This is a genomic window from Geobacillus thermodenitrificans subsp. thermodenitrificans DSM 465, from assembly GCF_000496575.1.
Taxonomy (GTDB): domain Bacteria; phylum Bacillota; class Bacilli; order Bacillales; family Anoxybacillaceae; genus Geobacillus; species Geobacillus thermodenitrificans.
Genome location: NZ_AYKT01000002.1, coordinates 148,402 through 170,603, shown reverse-complemented (window position 1 = coordinate 170,603; position 22,202 = coordinate 148,402). Strand labels below are relative to the sequence as shown.

22 protein-coding genes and 2 other annotated features are annotated in these 22,202 nt (G+C 50.8%); all 22 genes read right to left on the bottom strand.

Features of this window, described 5'->3' with window-relative positions; translation table 11 throughout:
* Nucleotides 1-16: 16 nt before the first annotated feature.
* Entirely contained in the window at nucleotides 17-1,102 is a 1,086-nt protein-coding gene (locus DSM465_RS0103250; protein ID WP_011887941.1) for a M42 family metallopeptidase, read from the bottom strand.
* A 92-nt stretch (nucleotides 1,103-1,194) separates the two neighbouring features.
* Entirely contained in the window at nucleotides 1,195-1,680 is a 486-nt protein-coding gene (locus DSM465_RS0103245) for a dUTP diphosphatase (RefSeq protein WP_011887942.1), read from the bottom strand.
* A gap of 15 nt (nucleotides 1,681-1,695) precedes the next feature.
* The gene (locus DSM465_RS0103240; RefSeq protein WP_011887943.1) at nucleotides 1,696-1,947 is read right to left on the bottom strand and encodes a DUF1294 domain-containing protein; all 252 of its coding nucleotides are present in this window, start codon (nucleotides 1,945-1,947) and stop codon (nucleotides 1,696-1,698) included.
* A 70-nt stretch (nucleotides 1,948-2,017) separates the two neighbouring features.
* Entirely contained in the window at nucleotides 2,018-2,377 is a 360-nt protein-coding gene (gene rplT, locus DSM465_RS0103235) for a 50S ribosomal protein L20 (protein WP_011887944.1), read from the bottom strand.
* A 26-nt stretch (nucleotides 2,378-2,403) separates the two neighbouring features.
* Nucleotides 2,404-2,604 carry a 50S ribosomal protein L35 gene (gene rpmI / locus DSM465_RS0103230; RefSeq protein WP_011887945.1) on the bottom strand — a complete coding sequence of 67 codons (201 nt, stop codon included), beginning with the start codon at nucleotides 2,602-2,604 and terminating at the stop codon, nucleotides 2,404-2,406.
* A 12-nt stretch (nucleotides 2,605-2,616) separates the two neighbouring features.
* Complete coding sequence (gene infC / locus DSM465_RS0103225; RefSeq protein ID WP_078172646.1) at nucleotides 2,617-3,138, bottom strand: translation initiation factor IF-3; 522 nt, start codon at nucleotides 3,136-3,138, stop codon at nucleotides 2,617-2,619.
* A 53-nt stretch (nucleotides 3,139-3,191) separates the two neighbouring features.
* Nucleotides 3,192-3,323: a sequence feature (ribosomal protein L20 leader region), on the bottom strand.
* A gap of 244 nt (nucleotides 3,324-3,567) precedes the next feature.
* A complete protein-coding gene (gene thrS, locus DSM465_RS0103220; RefSeq protein WP_029760619.1) occupies nucleotides 3,568-5,517 on the bottom strand; it encodes a threonine--tRNA ligase in 1,950 nt (649 codons plus the stop codon).
* Nucleotides 5,518-5,566: 49 nt separating this feature from the next.
* Nucleotides 5,567-5,793, bottom strand: a binding site (T-box leader).
* A 45-nt stretch (nucleotides 5,794-5,838) separates the two neighbouring features.
* On the bottom strand, nucleotides 5,839-6,714 hold the full coding sequence (ytxC, locus tag DSM465_RS0103215; protein WP_029760618.1) for a putative sporulation protein YtxC: 876 nt from the start codon (nucleotides 6,712-6,714) through the stop codon (nucleotides 5,839-5,841).
* Nucleotides 6,715-6,901: 187 nt separating this feature from the next.
* Nucleotides 6,902-7,843, bottom strand: a complete 942-nt coding sequence (dnaI, locus tag DSM465_RS0103210) for a primosomal protein DnaI (RefSeq protein WP_008880842.1) — start codon at nucleotides 7,841-7,843, stop codon at nucleotides 6,902-6,904.
* 11 nt (nucleotides 7,844-7,854) lie between these two features.
* Complete coding sequence (locus tag DSM465_RS0103205) at nucleotides 7,855-9,246, bottom strand: replication initiation and membrane attachment family protein (protein WP_011887949.1); 1,392 nt, start codon at nucleotides 9,244-9,246, stop codon at nucleotides 7,855-7,857.
* Between the two features lie 104 nt (nucleotides 9,247-9,350).
* Entirely contained in the window at nucleotides 9,351-9,812 is a 462-nt protein-coding gene (nrdR, locus tag DSM465_RS0103200; protein WP_008880844.1) for a transcriptional regulator NrdR, read from the bottom strand.
* 67 nt (nucleotides 9,813-9,879) lie between these two features.
* Nucleotides 9,880-10,278 (bottom strand): hypothetical protein, encoded by a 399-nt coding sequence (locus tag DSM465_RS0103195; RefSeq protein WP_008880845.1) that lies wholly within the window; start codon nucleotides 10,276-10,278, stop codon nucleotides 9,880-9,882.
* A 123-nt stretch (nucleotides 10,279-10,401) separates the two neighbouring features.
* The gene (gene speD, locus DSM465_RS0103190) at nucleotides 10,402-10,776 is read right to left on the bottom strand and encodes an adenosylmethionine decarboxylase (protein WP_008880846.1); all 375 of its coding nucleotides are present in this window, start codon (nucleotides 10,774-10,776) and stop codon (nucleotides 10,402-10,404) included.
* A 401-nt stretch (nucleotides 10,777-11,177) separates the two neighbouring features.
* The gene (locus DSM465_RS0103180; protein ID WP_008880847.1) at nucleotides 11,178-12,206 is read right to left on the bottom strand and encodes a glyceraldehyde-3-phosphate dehydrogenase; all 1,029 of its coding nucleotides are present in this window, start codon (nucleotides 12,204-12,206) and stop codon (nucleotides 11,178-11,180) included.
* A gap of 116 nt (nucleotides 12,207-12,322) precedes the next feature.
* Nucleotides 12,323-12,928 carry a dephospho-CoA kinase gene (coaE, locus tag DSM465_RS0103175; protein WP_008880848.1) on the bottom strand — a complete coding sequence of 202 codons (606 nt, stop codon included), beginning with the start codon at nucleotides 12,926-12,928 and terminating at the stop codon, nucleotides 12,323-12,325.
* 28 nt (nucleotides 12,929-12,956) lie between these two features.
* Nucleotides 12,957-13,781, bottom strand: a complete 825-nt coding sequence (gene mutM, locus DSM465_RS0103170; RefSeq protein WP_008880849.1) for a DNA-formamidopyrimidine glycosylase — start codon at nucleotides 13,779-13,781, stop codon at nucleotides 12,957-12,959.
* Between the two features lie 239 nt (nucleotides 13,782-14,020).
* Nucleotides 14,021-16,657, bottom strand: a complete 2,637-nt coding sequence (gene polA, locus DSM465_RS0103165) for a DNA polymerase I (protein ID WP_029760617.1) — start codon at nucleotides 16,655-16,657, stop codon at nucleotides 14,021-14,023.
* A gap of 64 nt (nucleotides 16,658-16,721) precedes the next feature.
* A complete protein-coding gene (pnpS, locus tag DSM465_RS0103160) occupies nucleotides 16,722-18,473 on the bottom strand; it encodes a two-component system histidine kinase PnpS (protein WP_029760616.1) in 1,752 nt (583 codons plus the stop codon).
* Entirely contained in the window at nucleotides 18,470-19,174 is a 705-nt protein-coding gene (locus DSM465_RS0103155) for a response regulator transcription factor (RefSeq protein WP_008880853.1), read from the bottom strand. Before DSM465_RS0103155 ends, pnpS begins: the two co-directional genes overlap by 4 nt.
* A gap of 216 nt (nucleotides 19,175-19,390) precedes the next feature.
* Entirely contained in the window at nucleotides 19,391-19,858 is a 468-nt protein-coding gene (locus DSM465_RS0103150) for a MaoC family dehydratase (RefSeq protein ID WP_011887956.1), read from the bottom strand.
* A gap of 83 nt (nucleotides 19,859-19,941) precedes the next feature.
* Nucleotides 19,942-20,880 (bottom strand): malate dehydrogenase, encoded by a 939-nt coding sequence (gene mdh, locus DSM465_RS0103145; RefSeq protein ID WP_008880855.1) that lies wholly within the window; start codon nucleotides 20,878-20,880, stop codon nucleotides 19,942-19,944.
* Between the two features lie 25 nt (nucleotides 20,881-20,905).
* Nucleotides 20,906-22,177, bottom strand: coding sequence for an NADP-dependent isocitrate dehydrogenase (gene icd, locus DSM465_RS0103140; protein ID WP_008880856.1), 1,272 nt, complete (start codon nucleotides 22,175-22,177; stop codon nucleotides 20,906-20,908).
* Nucleotides 22,178-22,202: the final 25 nt, after the last annotated feature.

Below are 22,202 nucleotides of genomic sequence, written 5' to 3'. Positions count from 1 at the left end.
AACCTCCTTACGCTCGTTATTCAAATGTAATTTGGTTCACTTTATCAGCATCAAGCCGTTTAATGACTTCAACTAATAGCTTGACCGTGTTTTCATAGTCATCGCGATGCAAAATGGAAGCATGCGAATGGATGTAGCGGGTTGGAATGGCAATCGTCAGTGACGGGACACCGCTGCCGGTTAAATGAATCGCCCCCGCGTCCGTGCCGCCGCCTGGCATGGCGTCAAAGTGATACGGAATGTTCAGCTCTTCCGCCACTTCGATGACAAATTCGCGCAAACCGCGATGCGACACCATCGTTGCATCGTATAGGACAATGTGCGGGCCGGCGCCGAGCTTGCCCATCGCTTCTTTTTCCGAGACACCTGGCGTATCGCCTGCCACGCCGACGTCAACGGCAAAAGCGATGTCCGGTTGAATGAATTGGGCAGCCGTGCGCGCCCCGCGCAAACCGACTTCTTCCTGTACCGTGCCGACACCATACACCGTGTTCGGGTGGTCAACGCCTTTCAGCTGCTTGAGCACATCAATGGCGATCGCACAGCCGATCCGGTTGTCCCACGCTTTGGCTAACAGCATTTTTTCATTGTTCAACACGGTAAACTCAAAATACGGTACGATCATATCGCCTGGGCGGACGCCCCACTCCATCGCTTCGTCACGGCTCTTCGCACCGATGTCAATGAACATATCTTTAATATCAACCGGTTTTTTGCGCGCCTCCGGCGGCAAAATGTGCGGCGGCTTCGAACCGATCACACCGGTGATGTCGCCCTTTTTCGTTACGATGGTCACTCGTTGGGCGAGCATCACTTGGCTCCACCAGCCGCCGAGCGTCTGGAAGCGGATGAATCCTTTATCATCAATTTGCGTGACCATAAAGCCGACTTCGTCCAAATGGCCGGCAATCATGACTTTCGGTCCGCCAGCTTTTCCTTCTTTTTTGGCGATCAAGCTGCCGAGACCGTCGGTCGTTACTTCGTCCGCATATGGGGCTATGTATGTTTTCATCACTTCGCGCGCTTCCCGTTCATTGCCCGGGACACCTTTTGCATCCGTCAACGCTTTCAGCATTGTCAACGTTTCGTCCAACTTTGCCATCTTGACACCCCTTTCCGTTTTTGTCCACTTTTTCATTATACCTGAAAAAGCTGGCGGTTGGCAAAATTCAATCATTTGCTCTCCAAAAAAGCTTAATACCGTTCGTTTTGCCGTTGATGGTTCACTTCATTTTTCCGACGGTACGCGGCGGTGATTTCATCTGGCGAAAAACCGAGCGCCGCGCCAAGGCACAAATATTCGGTAAACAGCTCGTGATAATCCGCACTCGCTTTCGTCATCCCGAACCGGTCAGCGGCGCGAAACACGGCGAGAAACTGTTCAACTAGCGGCCGTTGTGCCGAAGGAGACGTTTCACTTTCATAGAACAACCCGCATTCGAGTCCGAGCGACAAAAGGAAGTGCAACCCATCGACGTACTCTTCAAGCACTTTCTCTGCCGGTGAAGACGGCTTAACGCTCCAAAACTTAAAACAGCGTGTCTCGTTCGCCAGCTCACCAAGTTCAACAAGAAAAGCAAGATGCTTGCGCGCAAACAAATCTTCAGCCTCTAGGCCGTGCTGCGTTTCAATGCGTGTGTCTAACTCGCGTTGCATGTCGTAAAGCAAAGGCCAGTTCATTCTCTCCTCCCCTTTCTACCTCATCCACAGCCAATAAACAACGAACTCCGCCGCTGCCAACAGCGGCAAGCCGTATCGAAACACGCGATGGCGCGTTTTATGGCGAAACGTATACATGCCCGCCATAGCTCCGAAAGCTCCACCCAACCACGCCAGCAGCCAAAGCGTCCGCTCGGCGATGCGAAAACGATGGCGTCTCGCCTTATATTTATCAAGCCCCATGGCAAAAAAAGCGAGAAGATTGACGGCTATTGCATATTGTATCATAAGGCCCCTCCCTCACTCCATTTCCTATGTAAATAAAAACGGCCATCCCCGTTCAGGATGGCCATTCGTATTACTTATTCAAGTTCGCTTTTGCCAAGTCAGCGAGTTGAGCGAACGCTGCTTGGTCGTTTACCGCCAAGTCAGCAAGCATTTTCCGGTTTACTTCTACACCGGCCAGTTTCAAGCCGTGCATGAGGCGGCTGTAGGACAAGCCGTTTTGGCGAGCTGCCGCGTTGATACGCGCGATCCATAATTTACGGAAATCGCGCTTCCGTTGACGACGGTCGCGATACGCGTACATGAGAGATTTCATAACTTGTTGGTTAGCAACTCTATATAACGCGTGTTTCGCGCCGAAATACCCTTTCGCAAGCTTTAATACTTTTTTGCGACGTCTGCGCGTCACTGGTCCACCTTTTACGCGTGGCATAATTTTTCCCTCCTACTGATCGGTCATTATTTCAAGTTGTCAAGCATTTGACGAATGCGTTTGAAATCGCCAGGCGAAACGAGCGCCGCTTTGCGAAGATGACGTTTTTGCTTTTTCGTTTTGTTAGCAAACAAGTGGCTCGTATACGCATGACCGCGTTTTAATTTGCCGCTCGCCGTTTTTTTGAACCGTTTGGCCGAGCCGCGGTGAGTTTTCATTTTTGGCATCGTAGTTCCTCCTTACTTGTTGTCATTTTTCGGTGCCAGCACTAAAAACATGTTGCGCCCTTCCAATTTCGGCGCCGTTTCGACGACCGCGATATCAGCGCATGCTTCCGAGAAGCGGTCAAGGACGCGCTGCCCGATTTCTTTATGGGTGATCGCCCGCCCTTTAAAGCGGATCGTCGCCTTCACTTTATCGCCTTTTTCTAAAAACTTGCGCGCATTGCGTAGTTTCGTATTAAAGTCGTGTTCCTCAATTGTCGGGCTGAGGCGCACCTCTTTAATGTTGATCACCTTTTGCTTTTTGCGCGCTTCTTTTTCTTTCTTTTGCTGCTCAAAGCGGAATTTGCCGTAGTCCATGATACGGCAAACAGGCGGTTTGGCGTTCGGGGCGACAAGCACAAGGTCCAAGTTGCGTCTTGCCGCGATCTCGAGCGCTTCCTGCTTCGACTTAATGCCGAGCTGATCGCCGTTTTGATCGATTAAGCGCACTTCGCGGGCACGAATTTGTTCGTTGATAATAAAATCTTTGCTAATAATGAGCCACCTCCAAGGTTTTTTCCGACTGTCTTGTTTGTCGGCAGAATCCCGCTCCTAACAAAAAAGCGCGGATGCACAAGACACCCGCGCACGATGTTCGAATAAACCATTGACGAACCGTAACAACCTGCCAACAGCCACTTAAGCGTCGGTCAGGTGAGAAGCGGGTGCTTCTGCTTTCGTTACAAACAAGCAATCATTTCACTTTATACACTATACCACCTTGGTGATGGCATGTCAAGGATCCATTCTTGATAAACACAACGTCCTTTATTATAGCGGATCATTGTTTCGTTGACAAGAGAAAACTTTTGATTTGTGACAAAAAGTTTTGTTGCCCTTCGTGTTCCCGTTTCTGAGGCAGCGCAGCTGTTCACCTGAAAAAAGCAGCCCGGCAGGCGGGCATGCCGCCTACGGGCCGCTGTTGACTCATCGTTTTTTCACTCGTTTTTGCCGCACATCTTCTTCTAGCATCGCGATAAACTTGTCAAGCGCCACAGTCTCGCTTTCTTTTTCACCGTAGCGGCGGACGTTGACCGCTCGCTCGGCCGCTTCTTTGTCGCCGACAACGAGCATATAAGGAATTTTTTGCATTTGCGCTTCGCGGATTTTATAGCCGATTTTTTCATCCCGTTCGTCGACTTCGACGCGGAAGCCGTTTACTTGCAGCGCTTGTTTCACTTCATACGCATAATCGAGATGGGCTTCCGACGATACCGGGATGACTTCCACTTGCACCGGGGCGAGCCACGTTGGAAATGCCCCTTTGTATTCTTCGATCAAGAAGGCGACAAACCGTTCCATCGTGGAAACAACGCCGCGGTGGATGACGACCGGGCGGTGCGGTTTTCCATCTTCGCCGATATATGTTAAGTCAAACCGCTCCGGCAAGAGGAAGTCAAGCTGTACAGTCGACAGCGTCTCATCTTTGCCGAGTGCCGTGCGCACTTGCACATCGAGCTTCGGTCCGTAAAACGCTGCTTCCCCTTCCGCTTCGTAGTAATCGAGGCCAAGTTCATCCATCGCCTCGCGCAGCATGCGTTGCGCCTTTTCCCACATCTCGTCGTCGTCGTAATATTTTTCTTTATCTTGTGGGTCGCGGTACGACAGGCGGAACGAATATTCGTCCAGCCCAAAGTCTTTGTATACTTCCAAAATCAAATTAACGACGCGCTTAAACTCGTCTTTAATTTGATCCGGGCGCACGAAAATATGGGCGTCGTTGAGCGTCATGCCGCGGACACGCTGCAGTCCAGTAAGCGCCCCGGACATTTCGTAGCGATGCATCGTGCCGAGCTCGGCGATGCGGATCGGCAGCTCACGGTAGCTATGAAGCTTGCTTTTATAAATCATCATATGGTGCGGGCAGTTCATCGGCCGCAGCACGAGCTCTTCGTTATCCATTTCCATCGGTGGGAACATGTTTTCTTTATAATGGTCCCAGTGTCCTGAGGTTTTATACAGCTCCACACTGCCGAGCACCGGCGTATATACATGATCATAACCAAGGGCGATTTCTTTATCGACAATGTACCGTTCAATCAAGCGACGGATCGTCGCCCCTTTCGGCAACCAAAGCGGCAGTCCTTGTCCGACTTTTTGTGATGTCGTAAATAGCTCAAGCTCTTTGCCCAATTTGCGATGATCGCGCTCTTTCGCCTCTTCGAGCAACTGCAAATAATGGTCCAGATCTTCTTTTTTGAAAAACGCCGTACCGTAAATACGCTGCAGCATTTTGTTGTTGCTGTCACCGCGCCAGTAGGCCCCCGAGATGCTGAGCAGCTTGAACTCTTTGATTTTCCCGGTCGACGGCACGTGCACACCCCGACAAAGATCGAAAAACTCGCCTTGCTCGTAAATGGAAATCGTCTCGCCTTCCGGAATATCGTTGATGAGCTCCAGTTTCAAGTGATCACCAATTTTTTCATACAGGCGAATCGCCTCGTCACGGCTCACCTCTTTGCGAACAACGTCAAGATTTTCCTTTACGATTTTGCGCATTTCCGCCTCAATTTTCGGCAAATCATCCGGCGTCAGCTTATGTTCCATATCAATATCATAGTAGAAGCCGTTTTCAATGACCGGGCCGACGCCAAGCTTGACGTTGTCATACAGCCGCTTGATCGCTTGCGCCATTAAATGGGCGGTGCTATGACGCAAAATATCAAGTGCCTCAGGCATGTCCTGGGTAATAATGACAAGCTCGCCGTCTTCTTGAAGCGGCGTGCGTAAATCAACAAACCGGCCGTTCAGTTTCCCGGCAATCGCTTTTTTCTTCAATCCCGGACTGATCGAGGCAGCGATGTCCTCAGTTGACGTTCCGCTCGGAAACTCCTTTTTCGCCCCGTCCGGGAACGTAATGCGAATAACGTCTGGCATGAAGTTCACTCCTTTACCTTAATGTCAAAATAAAAAAACTCCTCCCTCATAAAGGGACGAGTTTTTGTCGTGGTTCCACCCTTCTTCCCATGGCAAAAACAAAGCCATGGCTCAACACATATAACGGCCGTCGACCGGCGGCAACTACTAGACGTCGCGTTCGCTGCCGCAGCTCTGAGGGGGTAAGCACATTTTTCGTGTTAGGAAGGTTCCAGCCAACGCCTTCCCTCTCTGGAAACCGTAAAAATGCGCCCATGTCCTCATCATCGCTTGTTTTCGTTCACTTTTATGACGCCATTATAGCGAAAACAACAGGAAAAATCAAGATTCTTCTCGATTTCCAGCGTTAGCGGTAAACAGATGGGCAAAATCAGCGCGACGCCGAAGACGAAGCCGCTCTTGGAACACGTTTTGCATCGTCTGCACCATGCCATCATCCGGATGATCCGTGTACAGCTCGATTTCAGCCGGAGCAAGCGAAATAAGCGGCGCCAGAACGGAAGAATCGATATACATCGGCTGGCTGAAGACGAGATGGCGATCAATCATTTGTTTTACTTCAGCCATCGACAATTCCCGTCGGCTGCTGTCATAAAACAAAAAGTGTGGCGGGTCATGTACTAAGTAGAGGCGCGGCCATTGCGGCGTCCGGGTGGCAAGGCAGTCACGCAGCATTTGCACAAAGTTTTGGTATTCCTGTTCTAGTTTGTATTCATCAATCGCCAGCTCGACGTAATGCTGGAGGCGCTCCATATACGACTTTAAGCGGAATGTAACGAATGAAGAAAACGAAAACGACAATCCGTCACGCAAAAAGGAAGCGAATGCGCTGCGCAGAAGCACTGCACGCGAAGCGGCAAACTCCCCGCCTTTCCGGTAGTCGCGCCGCTCACCTTCTAAAAACGAATGGGCGAGCGCTAAAATTTGCTGTTGCTCCTCCACATCACGGAAATAAAAGACGTCGGAGATGATCGATAAGAGCAACCTGTCTTCCACAACCCTCCTCACAAACGCCGTCATGGCTGGTATGATATGCTCCTCAAGCACGTGCTTCTCCTCGCCATGTATGTAAACCGCCACGGTTTTGCATCCATCGTAAGCGGCGTGAAACAGCGGACAGGCATCCTGTTTCCGTTTGTTCAGCAGCCAAAACAGTTTCTCCGCCTCGCTTGCCTCGTCAAAATGGATTTCGATCACCCGCTGTCCCCCCTTAATTCGAGATCAATGCTTGGTTTATATATATGGGGACAACCAGCTGTTTAGACTAAAAAAAGAGCCAAGCTTAACGGCGTTTCACCTGAAGGGCGGCAAGACAAAAAAATCGGCGTCCTACTTTTGGAAGCCGATCGTAAGAGAACGTTGCTGCGGGATCCTAGTACGCCTATTAACCGTTTTGCTCGCGACGGTTTGGCCCGGTCAGCTCAATCGGGTATGCCAAATAGCGAATCCGTTCCATAATGCGCGCCGCCTTCACTTTCTCTTCCTCGCCGCGCTGCGAATACGTTAAATGATGGGCAAGCTGCTGCATATCAAAGTTGGATGTAAAAAAGGTCGGCAAGTTTTCAAACATCCGGTATTGCAAAATCGGACCGAGCACGTCATCGCGCACCCAGCTTGACATCGACTCAGCACCAAGATCATCAAGCATCAAAATCGGCACTTTTTTCACGTAATCCAGCTTTTCGTTCATCGTCTGATCTTGGAGCGAATGTTTCAGCTCACGAAACAGCTCCGGTACATAGACAATGAGCGATGGGATGTTTCGTTTGGCAAGCTCGTTGGCGATCGCGCCAAGCAAATACGTTTTGCCGACGCCAAACGATCCGTGCAAATATAACCCTTTCATTTTTTTTCCTGGCTGGTATTCTGTCACAAACTTCTCGGCGAACTTGATCGCTTTAATCCGCCCATTATCGCTAAGATCAATATCAGACAGCGAGGCGTGCAAAATTTCACGCGGTACGAACATGCTTTGAATCAGCGATTCTTGCTGTCTTCGCTCGTCATCCTGCACCTTTTTCGGGCAGCGGTCATACTCGGTGTCAATCCGTCCACCGGTGACCACCAAATTCGGACGGTATCCCGGCAGCATGTTCGGGCATTGCTCGAGCCCTGGGCATTGGCGGCAGTGCTGGCTTTGCTCAATAAATTCATACAGCTTCATCAAACTGCGGTCAACCATGTCGTTTGACAACTGCCGCTCGTGTGCCCGCAAAAACGGCTGCACGTCCGGATGTGTCAAAATATAGGTCCTCATTTGTTCATAACGCTGCTTAAACCCTTGGTTGCCAAGCAACCGCTGCAACAAGTGGTTTACTCGTTCCATTGCTTTTACACCTACGATCCATCACGATATTTTTTCAGCCGTTCTTCAAGCTCTTTGCGCGCCTGTTCCACATCAAAATCGTCATCGTCCGGTTGACTGTAATCCATCTTCAGCCAGTCAGGAACAATTTCTGTGCGCACGACTTTTCGCACTGGCCGTACCCCTTTTTCTTTTTCATTCGCCCACTGTTGGTATGTCTTTGCTTCCTCTTTGGCTAACTCCATGGCCTCTTTGACCGTCCGCACTTTTTTGCGCGCCCAATGACTGGCGATTTTTTCGACATATTTTTTTGATAGTTTCATATTCGTCCGCAGCATAACGTAATAAATCAACACGTTGACAACACCAGGAAGAAGCTGCTGCTGAAACATAACGTCTTCAATCAACTGCAAATCCCCTAGCGACGGTTCAGCACCACCTGAAATTTCTTTCAACAGCTGACGTGGAGAAATCGTTTCGAGCTGCTTCATCAGCTGCTCTTCCTTCGTGCGTGGTTCAACATTCTCCATCGTCCGATGGGCGAGCGGCTGCACCCGCTCGACAAGCCGTGGTGCGGCACCGCCATGCTCAAGCTCATACCATTCACGCGCCGCTTGACGCAACGCATCAATATCGATATGGTAAGCGGGATCGATGACACCAAGAACGATTTTTTGCATTTCAAGCGGCGGAATGCCGTATAAAAATGCCAACTTTTTAATTGCTTCTTTCACTTTTGCCGTCACTGCTCGACGCGGCACCAATTGTTTCGACAGTCCGGCAAAAAACAGTTCAAAATCAAACACGTCGTCATCGAGCGTATACGATGCCCCGTCCCGCCCAATATGCACCTTTCCGTCCGGCGGCTCGAGTTCATGTCCGGCTTCTTCGCTAAAACCGGCGACGATTTGTTCGGCTTGGACGGCTGAAAAGACGTCAGAAAACGAACGTGTCACTCGGGTAAACTTCGTCTCGTCAATCGAGGGGCGGGCAAAAAACTCGTTCAGTTGGGCAAACAAATGGCGACCGACTTGCCGATACAAAAAGACACCGAGCATTTCGTCGCGGAAAAACTGATCGGGCGCCAGCGGCGGACGCAATTCATAAAGAAACTGTTTCGGCTCTTCCTTTTCCCAAACACGGACGTATGTATTCAACAGTCCGATTCCTTCAAGTTTGAGCCGTTCACTATAAATGTCCGGCAGCCCGCATTGCATAAGCGCCATCAGCCGATGGTGAGTCGCTTCCCGGCCGCCGAGCAGCTCAAGTTCCCCCCAAAGCGTCATATAAAGCGCGAGCGCGCGATAGCCAATGAGCGGCTGATAGAGCATCGTCAATACTTTTCGATCCACATCATGCAATACTCCGCGGCTTTGTACCATGTACCGGTCGACGGCAATCAGTTCTTTCCAATGATGTTCCATCGTCCCAACCTTCCATTTCGTCGTATTCGTTTCAACCCGCCTCTCTCCTTTCCTGCCCGAAAAAACGTTGAAAAAAGGGCTTGCTGCCTAACGCGAAAGCCCTTTTACCGCTGTCCTTTTTTAATCAACTCTTTTAGTTCTTCAATAAATACATTAATATCTTTAAACTGGCGATAGACGGAAGCAAAACGGACATAAGCCACTTCATCGATGCGCGACAGCCGCTCCATGACCATTTCACCGATCGTTTCGCTTTTCACTTCCGATACGCCTTGATTACGCAACTCTCGCTCGATTTCTTGCGTCACTTTTTCCAGTTCTTCCAACGCCACCGGCCGTTTTTCACACGCTTTAATCAAGCCACGCAAAATTTTTTCCCGGCTGAATTCTTCGCGCGTCCCTTCTTTTTTCACGACAATGAGCGGCGGCTCCTCGATCCGCTCAAACGTCGTAAACCGATAATGGCACCGTTCACACTCCCGCCGACGACGGATCGAACGGCCTTCCTCGGCTGGACGCGAATCAAGCACGCGCGTGCCTTGATGATGGCATGACGGACACCGCATAACATTCACTCCGTTTGTCTTCTTATTTTCTATCATACCGGAATGGAGAAAAGCAGACAAGCCATAGTTAGCCGTTTAACCCGGAGCCGATATACGGCAGACGGGCATCAAGCTTCCGGTACAATTCGAGGATCACTGCCCGGCTGGAGCCAAAATCAAACGGCAACACCTTCGTCTCCGTCGTCACTGAAAAGTCGACCGCTGTTTCAAACGGACGAACCGAAACGACGGTAGCAACAATAAACAACTTTTTGCCCCGCCGTGTCTGAGCACAAAGCTCGCCTCGCTCCTCGGAAACGGAAAGCAGCTCGGCGTTAGGTAACGACGAAAGCAGCTCTTTGACTGCTTCGATGACAGCACGGTTGGTCGCCTTGTAATAATGGCTGCGCAGCTCGGAATCTTCATGGGTTTCCCGCGTTTCACAATGGTTCGTCAACGCATACTTCAACTTCTTCCACACGCTCATAGCCACGTCTCCCTAGTCGTTCTTTTTCTTCCATCATACCATGATTTTCACCGCTGTTGTACCGTCGAAGAATAAAAAAAGGAGCGTTCCGCTTACGCTCCTTTCGGTTCCGTCGTTATGGAATTACAGCGCGTGCGCCTTTTTCACTTCGATTGGACGCATGCCGCGCGGAAGTTCAATCGTTTCTCGCGTTTGTGCGCCGAGCTGTTCTGCGATGTAGTCAGCGGCAATCGTCGGGTCTAAATGGCCGCATGTATACACATCAATACTCGCATAGCCATGTTCAGGGAACGTGTGAATTGTTAAATGAGATTCCGAAATAATGACAACTCCGCTTACGCCTTGTGGAGCGAATTTATGGAACGCGACTTCACGAATTTCCGCCCCTGATTTTAGTGCGGCGTCAACAAATGTTTTTTCAATAAAATCGATATCATTCAGTTTGTCAAAGTCGCATCCCCAGAGTTCCGAGATAACGTGACGACCCATCGTATCCATGCAAAGAATCCCCCTTTTAACCAATTTTCTCAAATAAAAAACAGATTGTCGTTTGCAAAATGGCATGTATAACTACCACGGGGGAAAGTTAGTCCTAAGAGGTCCTAACCCTTTAAGTAGTCACATTACCTTTGCCGTTAAGAAGTTCACGAGACATAGTATACTTTGTTTAGGGGTTTTTTGCAACAGCCTTTTTTAATTTTTTTACATGAGAAAAACAAGAAACGCCCAAGCCGCTCAACATCGGCTTGGACGCTTTTTGGAAACGGATTGGATAAGCCTTGCGGCGAATGTTCAAGCAACCAGTCAGCGAACGCCCTCCTACGTACCATCACACTGAGAAGCGGGGATACCTTGACTCAAGGTGATAAAATAACGCCGGCGGATGGCCGGCGAAGTGGTTACGCATTGACGTGAAGATGTTCGTTCATCTTAGCAGCGACAAGATGCGCTAAGTCGACGACGCGGCACGAATAGCCCCATTCGTTGTCATACCAAGCGAGCACTTTCACTTTCCGTCCATCGATCACCATCGTCGACAAACCATCAATGATCGCTGAATGCGGATTCGTGTTGAAGTCGATCGACACAAGCGGTTCCATCGTGAATTCTAAAATTCCTTTCAGCGGGCCGTTAGCCGCGCGAAGCAACGCCTCGTTCACTTCATCAATCGTCACATCCCGTTTGACATCGACGACCAAATCGACAAGCGAGACGTTTGGCGTCGGGACGCGCAGCGCCATGCCGTGAAGTTTTCCTTTCAAATGCGGTAACACTAAGCCAAGCGCTTTCGCCGCCCCAGTCGTCGTCGGAATGATCGATTGTGCGCATGAGCGGGCGCGGCGCAAATCTTTATGCGGATTGTCAATATTTTTTTGGTCGTTCGTATAGGCGTGAACGGTCGTCATCAGCCCGTTTTCAATTCCGAACGCCTCATCAAGCACTTTCACGACAGGAGCGAGACAGTTCGTCGTGCACGAAGCGTTCGAAATGATGAAATGACGTTCGATATCAAGCATCTGTTCGTTGACGCCAACGACGATTGTGACATCCTCATTTTTGCCCGGAGCGGTTAAAATGACACGCTTCGCCCCAGCGTCTAAGTGGAGGCTCGCTTTCTCACGAGAATTAAATTTTCCAGTTGCTTCAATGACGATATCGATATCAAGCTCTTTCCACGGCAGTTGCTGCGGATCGCGCGAGTTCAATAGCTTCACTTTTTTTCCGTTGACAAGCAGGCCGTCTTCTAAGGCGGTGACGTCCCCGTCAAATTTGCCGTGGTTCGAGTCGTATTTCACTAAATGGGCTAACGTTTCGGGCGGATAGCTGGCATTGACCGCCACAATATCGAGATCAGGAGAATTGATGGCTCTCCGGAAAACCATCCGTCCAATTCGTCCGAATCCGTTAATCGCCACTTTCGCCTTCATTCACCTTGTTCTCCTCTCATATATGTTATACTATTTATCGCAATCTGTATAAATAGTATATCATATTTTTCGAGAATGTGGAGAGCAAAATGACAAAAAACAAACAAAAAAGACGCCTATTTTTCCAAGGCGTCCCATTGTTGTAAAATCGACAATAACTGTCGACGCGTCTGTTCCACCGTTCCGTTATTGTCGATAACTGCATCAGCACGTTTTACTTTTTCTTCGAGCGGCCACTGAGCGCGGATGCGGGCGATCGCTTCCTCCTCGGTGAAGCCGTTTCGCGCCATGAGGCGACGAAGCTGAACGTCATCATCAACGTAAACGACGAGCACTTTATCAACCCAATCGGTCAGTCCGCTTTCAAATAAGAGAGGAATATCCAAGACGACCGTTTTTGCTCCGGAACGAATGAGCTCCTCTTTTTCCGCAAGCATTTTCCGGCGCACAGCCGGATGGACGATGGCGTTCAGCTTTTTCCGCTCTTGTTCGTTGTTAAAGACGATCGCTCCGAGTTTTGCCCGGTCGATCTCACCGTTCATCTGCAAAATGTCTGGACCGAAGGTAGCAACGATTTGCCGATACGCCTCTTCTCCTGGTTCAACGACAGCTCGCGCCGCCTCATCCGCGTCAATGACCGGAAGGCCGAGTTCGCGCATCATGGCACTGACTGTACTTTTCCCGCTCGCGATTCCCCCAGTCAACCCGATGGTTACTGCCATTTGATTTCTCTCCTTTTTCGTTTGTCGCCTACCGCTGACAGTGCGGGCAATAGTGCGTGCCGCGGCCGGCGACGACCGTTTTTTCAATCGGGGTTCCGCACCGTTTGCACGGCTCCCCTTTGCGGCCATATACGAACAAGCTATGTTGGAACGTACCCGTTTCCCCTTGCGTGTTGACGTACGTTCGCACCGTGCTTCCCCCCTTCATGATGGCCTCACCGATGGTGGCGACCATCTGTTCATGCAGCCGCTTGATTTCTTCGTCTGTCAGTGAAGCGGCCTGCCGCTCGGGAAGAATGCCAGCGCGAAACAGTGATTCATCGACGTAAATGTTGCCAAATCCAGCGACGACGGTTTGGTCAAGCAGCAACGCTTTCACAGTCCGTTTCGTTTTCGCGGCCCTCTCCGCCAATACGGCTGGAGAAAACGCCGGGGAAAGCGGCTCCGGCCCCAATTGATCAAGCGGCGGCTGGCGGTCTCCCTCCTCCTTGGCATACACATGCATCGTTCCGAACTTGCGCACATCGCGATAACGGAGTTCACTATCGTCAGTGAAGCGGAACACGACGTGCGTGTGCGGGTCAAGCGGTTCGTGTGCATCAGCAACGGTGTAACGCCCTTCCATGCGCAAATGGGAAACAAGCATATCTTGGTCAAACAAAAACTTCAAAAATTTCCCTCGCCGATCGATGCCGCGCACCGTCTGTCCAACAAGCCTTGCGGCAAATGCCTCCGGATCTTGTGGATGACGAATGATGTTCGGCCAAAAAATTTGCACATCCCCGACCGTTTTGCCAACAATAAGCGGCAGCAACGTGCGGCGAATCGTTTCCACTTCCGGCAATTCTGGCATCACGTTCCCTCCTTTCTTTGCTCGTTTGCCTGTACAATCACAAAATGCAGGCTCGCCGGGCAGAGAGCCTTTTTCTTCCCTGTCGTTCACCCGGCGTCCCGACTCAAGCAAAGACGGCTTCTCTTTGTTGATGTCGACTTGCCCCGCAACCGGGCAAAAGCTTTTTCCCATTCGCATCAGCCCGGCTGGGAGACGTTCTTTTTCTATGATTGGCCGGCCCGTTTCCGCCCCCGTACCCCTTATTTGGCATCATACCATGTTGGACCGTAATGGTAGTCGACTTTCAGCGGCACGCGGAGCGTAACGGCCTGCTCCATCACTTCCGGAACAAGCTCGCATAATCGCTCAATTTCCTCTTTTGGCGCTTCCAAAATGAGCTCGTCATGCACTTGCAGCAAAAGACGAGCCTGAAGCTGCTCTTCTTTCAGCCGTGCCGCTAAATCAATCATCGCTTTTTTAATAATGTCAGCGGCGCTTCCTTGAATTGGCGTGTTCATGGCCGTCCGCTCTGCAAAACTGCGGACGTTGAAATTGCGGCTTGTAATATCAGGCAAATAGCGGCGCCGATGCAACAGCGTTGTCACATATCCTTTCTGTTTCGCTTCTTGCACAATGTTTTCCATATACTGCTTTACGCCCGGAAAGCTGGCGAAGTAACGTTCGATAAATTCGGCAGCTTCTTTGCGCGTAATGTTCAAGTTTTGCGCCAATCCGTAATCGCTAATTCCGTAAACGATACCGAAGTTAACGGCCTTTGCCTGGCGGCGCATGTTGGCCGTGACTTCCTCTTCGCTCACATGGAAAATGTCCATCGCCGTTTTTGTGTGAATATCCAAATCGCGTTGGAACGCTTCAATTAGATTGTCGTCATCGGCGATATGGGCGAGGACGCGCAATTCAATTTGTGAGTAATCGGCGGCGAAAATGAGCCAGTCCGGCTCTGACGGGACGAACGCTTGGCGGATTTTCCGCCCCTCTTCGAGCCGAATCGGAATGTTTTGCAAGTTCGGCTCGGCCGAGCTGAGCCGCCCAGTTTGCGTCAGCGCTTGGTTGAACATCGTATGCACTTTGCCGGTATCAGGGCGCACAACTTTCAACAATCCTTCAATATACGTTGATTGCAGTTTGCCAAGCTGGCGGTAATGCAAAATGTTTTCGACGATTTCATGATGCGGTGCAAGCTTCTCAAGCACATCAGCCGAAGTCGAATAGCCTGTTTTCGTCTTCTTTAGCACCGGTAGCTGCAGCTTTTCAAATAAAATGACTCCGAGCTGTTTTGGCGAGTTAATGTTGAACTCTTGGCCGGCTAGCTCGTAAATGCGCTGCTCGATGGCACGCAGTTGTTCGGCGAGCTCCGAACCCATCTGTTCAAGCCGCTTTGTATCCACGTTCACCCCAGTGAATTCCATTTCAGCCAAAATCGCCGCCAGCGGCTGCTCAAGCTTCGTTAATAATTGATCTTGTTCGTTGTTCCGCAAATCGTCCATAAACGGCTGCTCAAGCGCCCAAATGGCTGCCGCTTTGCGAACGAGATGCTCAGCAAGCGTCTGCTCGTCCGGAAGCGACCGCTTGGCGCCTTTGCCATAGACCGCTTCATCCGACCGCACCGCTTCATATTGTTTCATTTTCGCCACCGCAGCGATATCGCCGGCATCTTGAGCCGGATTGAGCAAATAGGCAGCGAGCAATAAATCAAAGGCGACGCCGCGAAGCTCAATTCCTTTCCACTTTAAGGCAACGACTGCCCGCTTGGCGTCAAACATGCTTTTTTTCTTCGTTTCATCGGCAAGCCATGCTAAAAATTGCGAATCAGCCAGCGCGGTCTCCGGGCGCATAAAAAATCGCCCATGCTCGTTCACTAGTGCGATTCCGACAATCGGGGCATCGTGGTAGTTTTCTTCCATCACCTCAACGACAAGCGCTGCCTTGTCGGCAAGCATCTCTTCGGTAATGACGTCAACGATGGCAAACTCCATCTCCTCAAGCGGTTTCTCCCCTTCGGCTGCCGGCGCGGCCATTTTTTCCAAGAACGACTGAAACCCGAGTTCTTTAAATAACGCGATGACTTTTTCGCGGTCTTGTCCTTCGTAGACAATGTCATCTAACGACAGCTCAACCGGGGCGTCGCGGCAAATGGACGCCAGCTGTTTGCTCAAGAGAGCTAAATCCCGGTGTTGGCGCAAGTTTTCTTTCAGTTTTTCCCCTTTCACCTCATCGATCGATGCGAGCACATTTTCCACCGTACCAAATTGCTTCAGCAGCTTGACCGCCGTTTTTTCCCCGATGCCGGGCACGCCCGGGATGTTGTCGGATTTATCGCCCATCAATCCTTTTAAATCCACTATTTGCTCCGGAGTCAGGCCGTATTTTTCGTGAACGGTCTCTGGCGTATACGGCTCAATGTCGGTAATCCCTTTTTTCGTAATATCGACCGTCACATGACGGGAGGCGAGCTGGGTTAAATCGCGGTCGCCGGAAATGATTTTCACTTCAAACCCTTCTTGCTCAGCGCGGGCAGCGAGCGTCCCGATAATATCGTCCGCTTCGTAATGATCAAGTTCATAAGCGGGAATGCGGTACGCTTTTAATAGCTCGCGCAACAGCGGAAACTGCTCGGACAGTTCCGGGGGAGTTTGTTGCCGTCCGCCTTTATACTCTTGAAACGTTTCATGCCGGAACGTCGTTTTTCCGGCGTCAAACGCTACAAGTAAATGGGTCGGTTGTTCTTCCACCAAAATTTTGTTCAACATCATCGTAAACCCGTAAACCGCATTCGTATGAATGCCTTTGTCGTTATGCAAAAGTGGCAAGGCAAAAAAGGCGCGGTATGCCACGCTGTTGCCATCAATTAAGACGAGTTTTTTCTTCAATCTCATCCCTCCTCGAACGCTCCTTGTTCTATTGTACCATGCAAACCGCTTCTCATAAAAAAGAAGCCGGCTACCGCTCCGGCTTTGGAAAATGGATCGTAAACACTGTGCCGCGCCCCACTTCGCTTGCTACTGTAATATAGCCGTGATGAGCCTCCACCAAATGTTTGACGATCGAAAGGCCTAGGCCTGTTCCGCCGGAATCACGACTGCGCGCTTTGTCAATGCGATAAAAGCGCTCAAAAATACGAGGAATTTCCTTCTCCTCGATACCAATACCGGTATCTTTCACATGAATGAGCACTTCCTTCTCTTTTTCTTCCGCTTCGACGGCGACTTGTCCATGTTCTGGCGTATAAGCGAGAGCGTTGGCAAGCAAGTTAATCAAAATCTGCTTCAACCGATTTCGATCGCCGCGGATGACAAGCCCGGGCAACGCCTCAACGCGCAAGTCAATTTGCTTTTCCTCCGCCTTTTGACGAAACACGGCTGCCGCCTCGGCAATCACTTCGGCCACGTCCACGTCTTCGAGCTGCAATTGAAATCCGTGCTGCTCAATTTTTGACAAATCAAGCAATTCTTCAACGAGTGTTTGCAGCCGCTCGCTTTCCTTTAAAATGATCGTCAAAAAATGCTCTAACGCCTCTTCGTCTTTCATCGCTCCGTCAAGCAGCGTCTCGGCAAACCCTTTAATGGAGGTGACCGGCGTTTTCAGCTCGTGTGAAACGTTGGCGACAAAGTCTTTGCGAATTTGCTCCAGACGCTTCAATTCCGTAATGTCATGGAACACTACGACGATCCCTTTCCACTCGGCATTCGTTCCGATAATCGGAGCGCCGTATACATCAAAATGCTTCCGCTCAATGCCAATCGTCAACCGCATGTGCCGGCGCATCGCCGTTTCGGTGATAAAAATATCGTCGATCAATTTGATGATGTCACGGTGCGGCAACACATCGGCATATGGACGGTACAAGCAATCGGACGAATCAAGATGAAAATACGTTTGGAACGCGCGGTTGATCAAATGGATATGCCCGCGATGGTCGATAAACAACAAGCCGCTGCCGACATTTTCGATAAGCGTATGGAGCCGGTCGGTTTGGATTTCCCGCGCCCGGCTCATTTCCTGCAAGTTGCGGGCAAGCCGGTTGATCGAACGGACAAGCATGCCGGCTTCTTTATACTCGCCATCGGGAACCCTGGCAGCATAATTGCCTTTTTCGAGCTCAAACGCCACTTTTGTGGCCGCCTCAATCGGCCTCATATATTGGTTGGCGATTTTCCAGCCCAAAGCGACAATAACGATGAGCGCCATGCCGAGGCTGCTCACGAGCACTCCCCAAATTTGCTGACTCACTTTTTTCAGCGAACTCGTCGGCGTGCTTAAAATGACATACCCGCCTCGCCCGCTGCCGTGCCCGTACGGGGCAATATAGTAGTACACATCGTTCGCTTTTTCGATCACCGAAAAGCGAGGGAACTGCTTTTTACGCAAAATGGTGCGGATAATGCGCTCGTGGTCTTCGTCGCTGATCGCCGCGATGCGCCCGCTATCAAACTGCAACCGCTGGTGTCGATCAAGCACAGTGATGCGCGACGACAGCTCATCCCCCATTTCCTTCAAATCGAGGCGAATTCGCTCAAGTGGTTCGTTTTCAAGCAAAATGGCGAGCGCTTTTGCCTCCTTTTCCATCCGTTTGTTCATCGTCTCAGCATAAAAGTCTTTCAGCAATTGACCGAGCAAAAGGCCAAGGGCGATCAAGACGGTGACAATAAGTGTTACGAGCCAAAACAGCAACCGGTTGCGGAAGCTATTCATACCCGCCTCGGTTCCTCCAATTTATAGCCGAGACCGCGCACCGTTTTAATGTATACTGGCTTTTTCGTATCTTCCTCAATTTTCTCGCGCAAATGGCTGATATGGACATCGACAATGCGTGTATCGCCGGCAAAATCGTAGTTCCATACCGCGCTGAGGAGTTGATCGCGCGTCAACACCCGCCCTTTATGCCGCGCTAAGTGAAGGAGCAACTCAAATTCTTTCGGCGTCAGCTCAAGCGGCTTGTCGCCGACTGCCGCTTCGTAACGCTCTGGGAAAATCTCCAGATCGCCGATGACAAGTCGTTCGCTCGGTTCAGCGGCCGGTTGAGCAAGATCCGTGCGGCGCAAAATCGCCTTCACACGCGCAACGACTTCGCGAGGGCTGAACGGTTTCGTCATGTAATCATCTGCGCCAAGCTCAAGGCCGAGCACCTTGTCAAATTCATCGTCCCGTGCCGTCAACATTAAAATCGGCGTCATGATTTGCTGCTGGCGAAGCCGTTTGCATACTTCGACACCGTCAAGCTTTGGCAGCATCAAGTCCAAAATGATCAGCGCCGGCTGCTCAAACGCCACTTTCTCCAGCGCCTCTTCGCCGTCATAGGCGGCTACGACTTGAAAACCGGCTTTCTCCAAATTGTAAGACAAAAGAGTCACAATCGGCTGCTCGTCATCGACAACTAAAATTTTTTTGCCCATGCCACGCCTCCATCTCGTCCAATGTTTCTCATTTTTATCATACCATAACTCACGCTTTTACTCGGCAAAAAATGAAAGAGGCTGTTCTTCCAACGGTCGGTTCACCCGTGAAGAACAGCCCCTGGCATTTGGTTTGTCTCTTTGACAGAAGATAAATATCGTTTGCTACCAAGAATGATACGGCCTAGAAAAACAGTCCTAGCGACGCCTTTTTTATCAAAAATTTTCTAGCACACGGCCATCGAAGCGCGGAAGTGCGTGCGGCGGACAGACGGACAACGTGCCATCAAGCACCGTCTCCGCACCGCGCGTCGCTGTCACGTTCAATGTGACACAATGCCCCGCCTCATCCACCTCTGCCACTTCAAGCAAAAATTCGAGCGTTTCATAATGATACACCGGACGGAGAAAACGAAGATCCTGCCGCGTAATGTAGCTTCCCGGACCCGGCAAATATTTGGAGACTGCTGACGTAATCATCCCCGTCAACATGACGGTCGGAACGATCGGCTTCCCGAGCGGTGTTTGTGAGGCGTAGTCATGCTGAATGTAAAGCGGATTCGCATCATCGGTCAGCCCGAGATAAAGAAGCAAATCTTTATCTTCAATGGCCGCCTGGAAGACAAGCTTTTCTCCAGGTTGGATTTCCCTGATTGTTCTCCCCAACTTCCGTTTTTTTAACACGTTCCCACCCCCCTCGATTTGGAAAACGCTTTCAAAATGAAGGTGCAAAAATTCGGGACAACGCCCGAATTTTTGCCTTGCGGTTATTCTAATACGCGCATGACGTTTTTGACCGACTCAACCGATTTGGCGAGTGCCGCTTTTTCATCCTCGGTCAGCTCGAGCTCAATCACTTTCTCGATGCCGTTGCCACCTAGGATCGTTGGCACCCCCAAATAAATGCCTTCATAGCCGTATTCGCCTTCAAGGTAGGCGATCGCCGGCAAAATGCGGCGTTGATCTTTGACAATCGCCTCGACCATTTCGGCAAGCGAGGCAGCCGGCGCATAGTAGGCGCTGCCATTGCCAAGCAGGTTGACGATTTCGCCGCCGCCTTTGCGCGTCCGCTCAACGATGGCGTCAAGACGGTCTTTTGGAATAAGTTTTTCAAGCGGAATGCCGCCGGCGTACGAGTAGCGGACGAGCGGCACCATGTCATCGCCATGGCCGCCCAACACAAACCCGGTGACGTCTTTCACCGAAATGTTCAGCTCCTGGGCGACGAACGTACGGAAGCGTGCCGTATCGAGGACGCCCGATTGACCGATGACGCGGTTTTTCGGGAATCCGGATTCCTTAAAGACCGTATACGTCATCGCATCGACTGGGTTCGTCAAGACGATGATGTAGCAGTTTGGCGAGTATTTGACGACTTCTTTCGTCACTTGTTTCATGATTTTTTGGTTTGTCGTCACTAAGTCGTCGCGGCTCATTCCCGGCTTGCGGGCGATGCCGGCCGTAATGACGACGATGTCAGAATCAGCCGTGTCAGCGTAATCCGACGTACCGACGATGTTCGCGTCAAAGCCGAGTACCGGGCTTGACTCGAGCATATCGAGCGCTTTCCCTTTCGTCGGATTCTCAAGCTGCGGAATGTCGACAAGCACGATGTCGCCAAGCTCTTTTTGCGCCAAAAGGAACGCCGTCGTCGCTCCCGTAAATCCGGCGCCAATGACCGAAATTTTTTTCCGTTTCATCGCCATCGTTTGCCATCCCCTTCGTTAAAGGTTAGTCCATATTGCGGATGAGCGCATCAGCAAATTCCGAACATTTCACTTCGGTTGCCCCTTCCATCAGACGGGCGAAATCGTACGTGACCACTTTGGACGCGATCGTTTTTTCCATTGCTTGAATGATCAATTGAGCTGCTTCGTTCCAGCCGAGATGCTCAAACATCATGACGCCGGACAAAATAACCGACGACGGATTGACTTTGTCCAAACCAGCATATTTCGGCGCCGTGCCGTGCGTCGCTTCGAAAATGGCGTGACCGGTTTCATAGTTGATGTTCGCTCCTGGTGCGATGCCGATACCGCCGACTTGGGCTGCGAGTGCATCTGAAATGTAATCGCCATTTAAGTTCATCGTCGCGATGACATCAAATTCGCGCGGACGCGTCAAAATTTGCTGCAGGAAGATGTCGGCGATGGCGTCTTTAATGATGATTTTACCGGTCGCTTCCGCGTCAGCAAGCGCTTTGTTCGCCGCTTCTTTTCCTTCTGCTTCAACGATCCGGTCATATTGTGCCCACGTGAACACTTTGTCGCCGAACTCTTGTTCAGCCAGCTCATAACCCCAGTTTTTAAACGCCCCTTCAGTGAACTTCATAATGTTCCCTTTATGGACGAGCGTAACCGACTTGCGGCCGTGTTCGATCGCATAGTTGATTGCCGCGCGCACGAGCCGTTTCGTTCCTTCTTCAGAAATCGGTTTGATGCCGATACCGGACGTTTCCGGGAAGCGGATTTTGCGCACGCCCATTTCGTTTTGCAAAAAGTCAATCACTTTTTTCACTTCTGGGGTCCCTTTTGCATACTCAATACCGGCGTAAATGTCTTCCGTATTTTCGCGGAAAATGACCATATCGGTATCTTCCGGACGTTTTACCGGCGACGGAACACCTTGGAAGTAACGAACCGGACGCAGGCAGACGAACAAGTCCAGCTCTTGGCGGAGCGCAACGTTCAACGAACGGATGCCGCCGCCAACCGGCGTCGTCAACGGCCCTTTAATAGCGATTATGTATTCGCGGATCGTCTCAAGCGTTTCATCTGGAAGCCAGTTGCCCGTCAGCTTGTACGCTTTTTCACCAGCAAGCACTTCCTTCCAGACGATTTTCTTCTCGCCTTTGTACGCTTTTTCAACGGCTGCTTCGAGCACGCGCGAAGCGGCTGCCCAAATGTCCGGACCCGTTCCGTCCCCTTCAATGAACGGGATGATCGGGTTGTTTGGAACGTTGAGAACACCATTGGTGACAGTAATTTTTTCCCCTTGCGTCACGAGTAAAACCCCCAATGCCATTTTT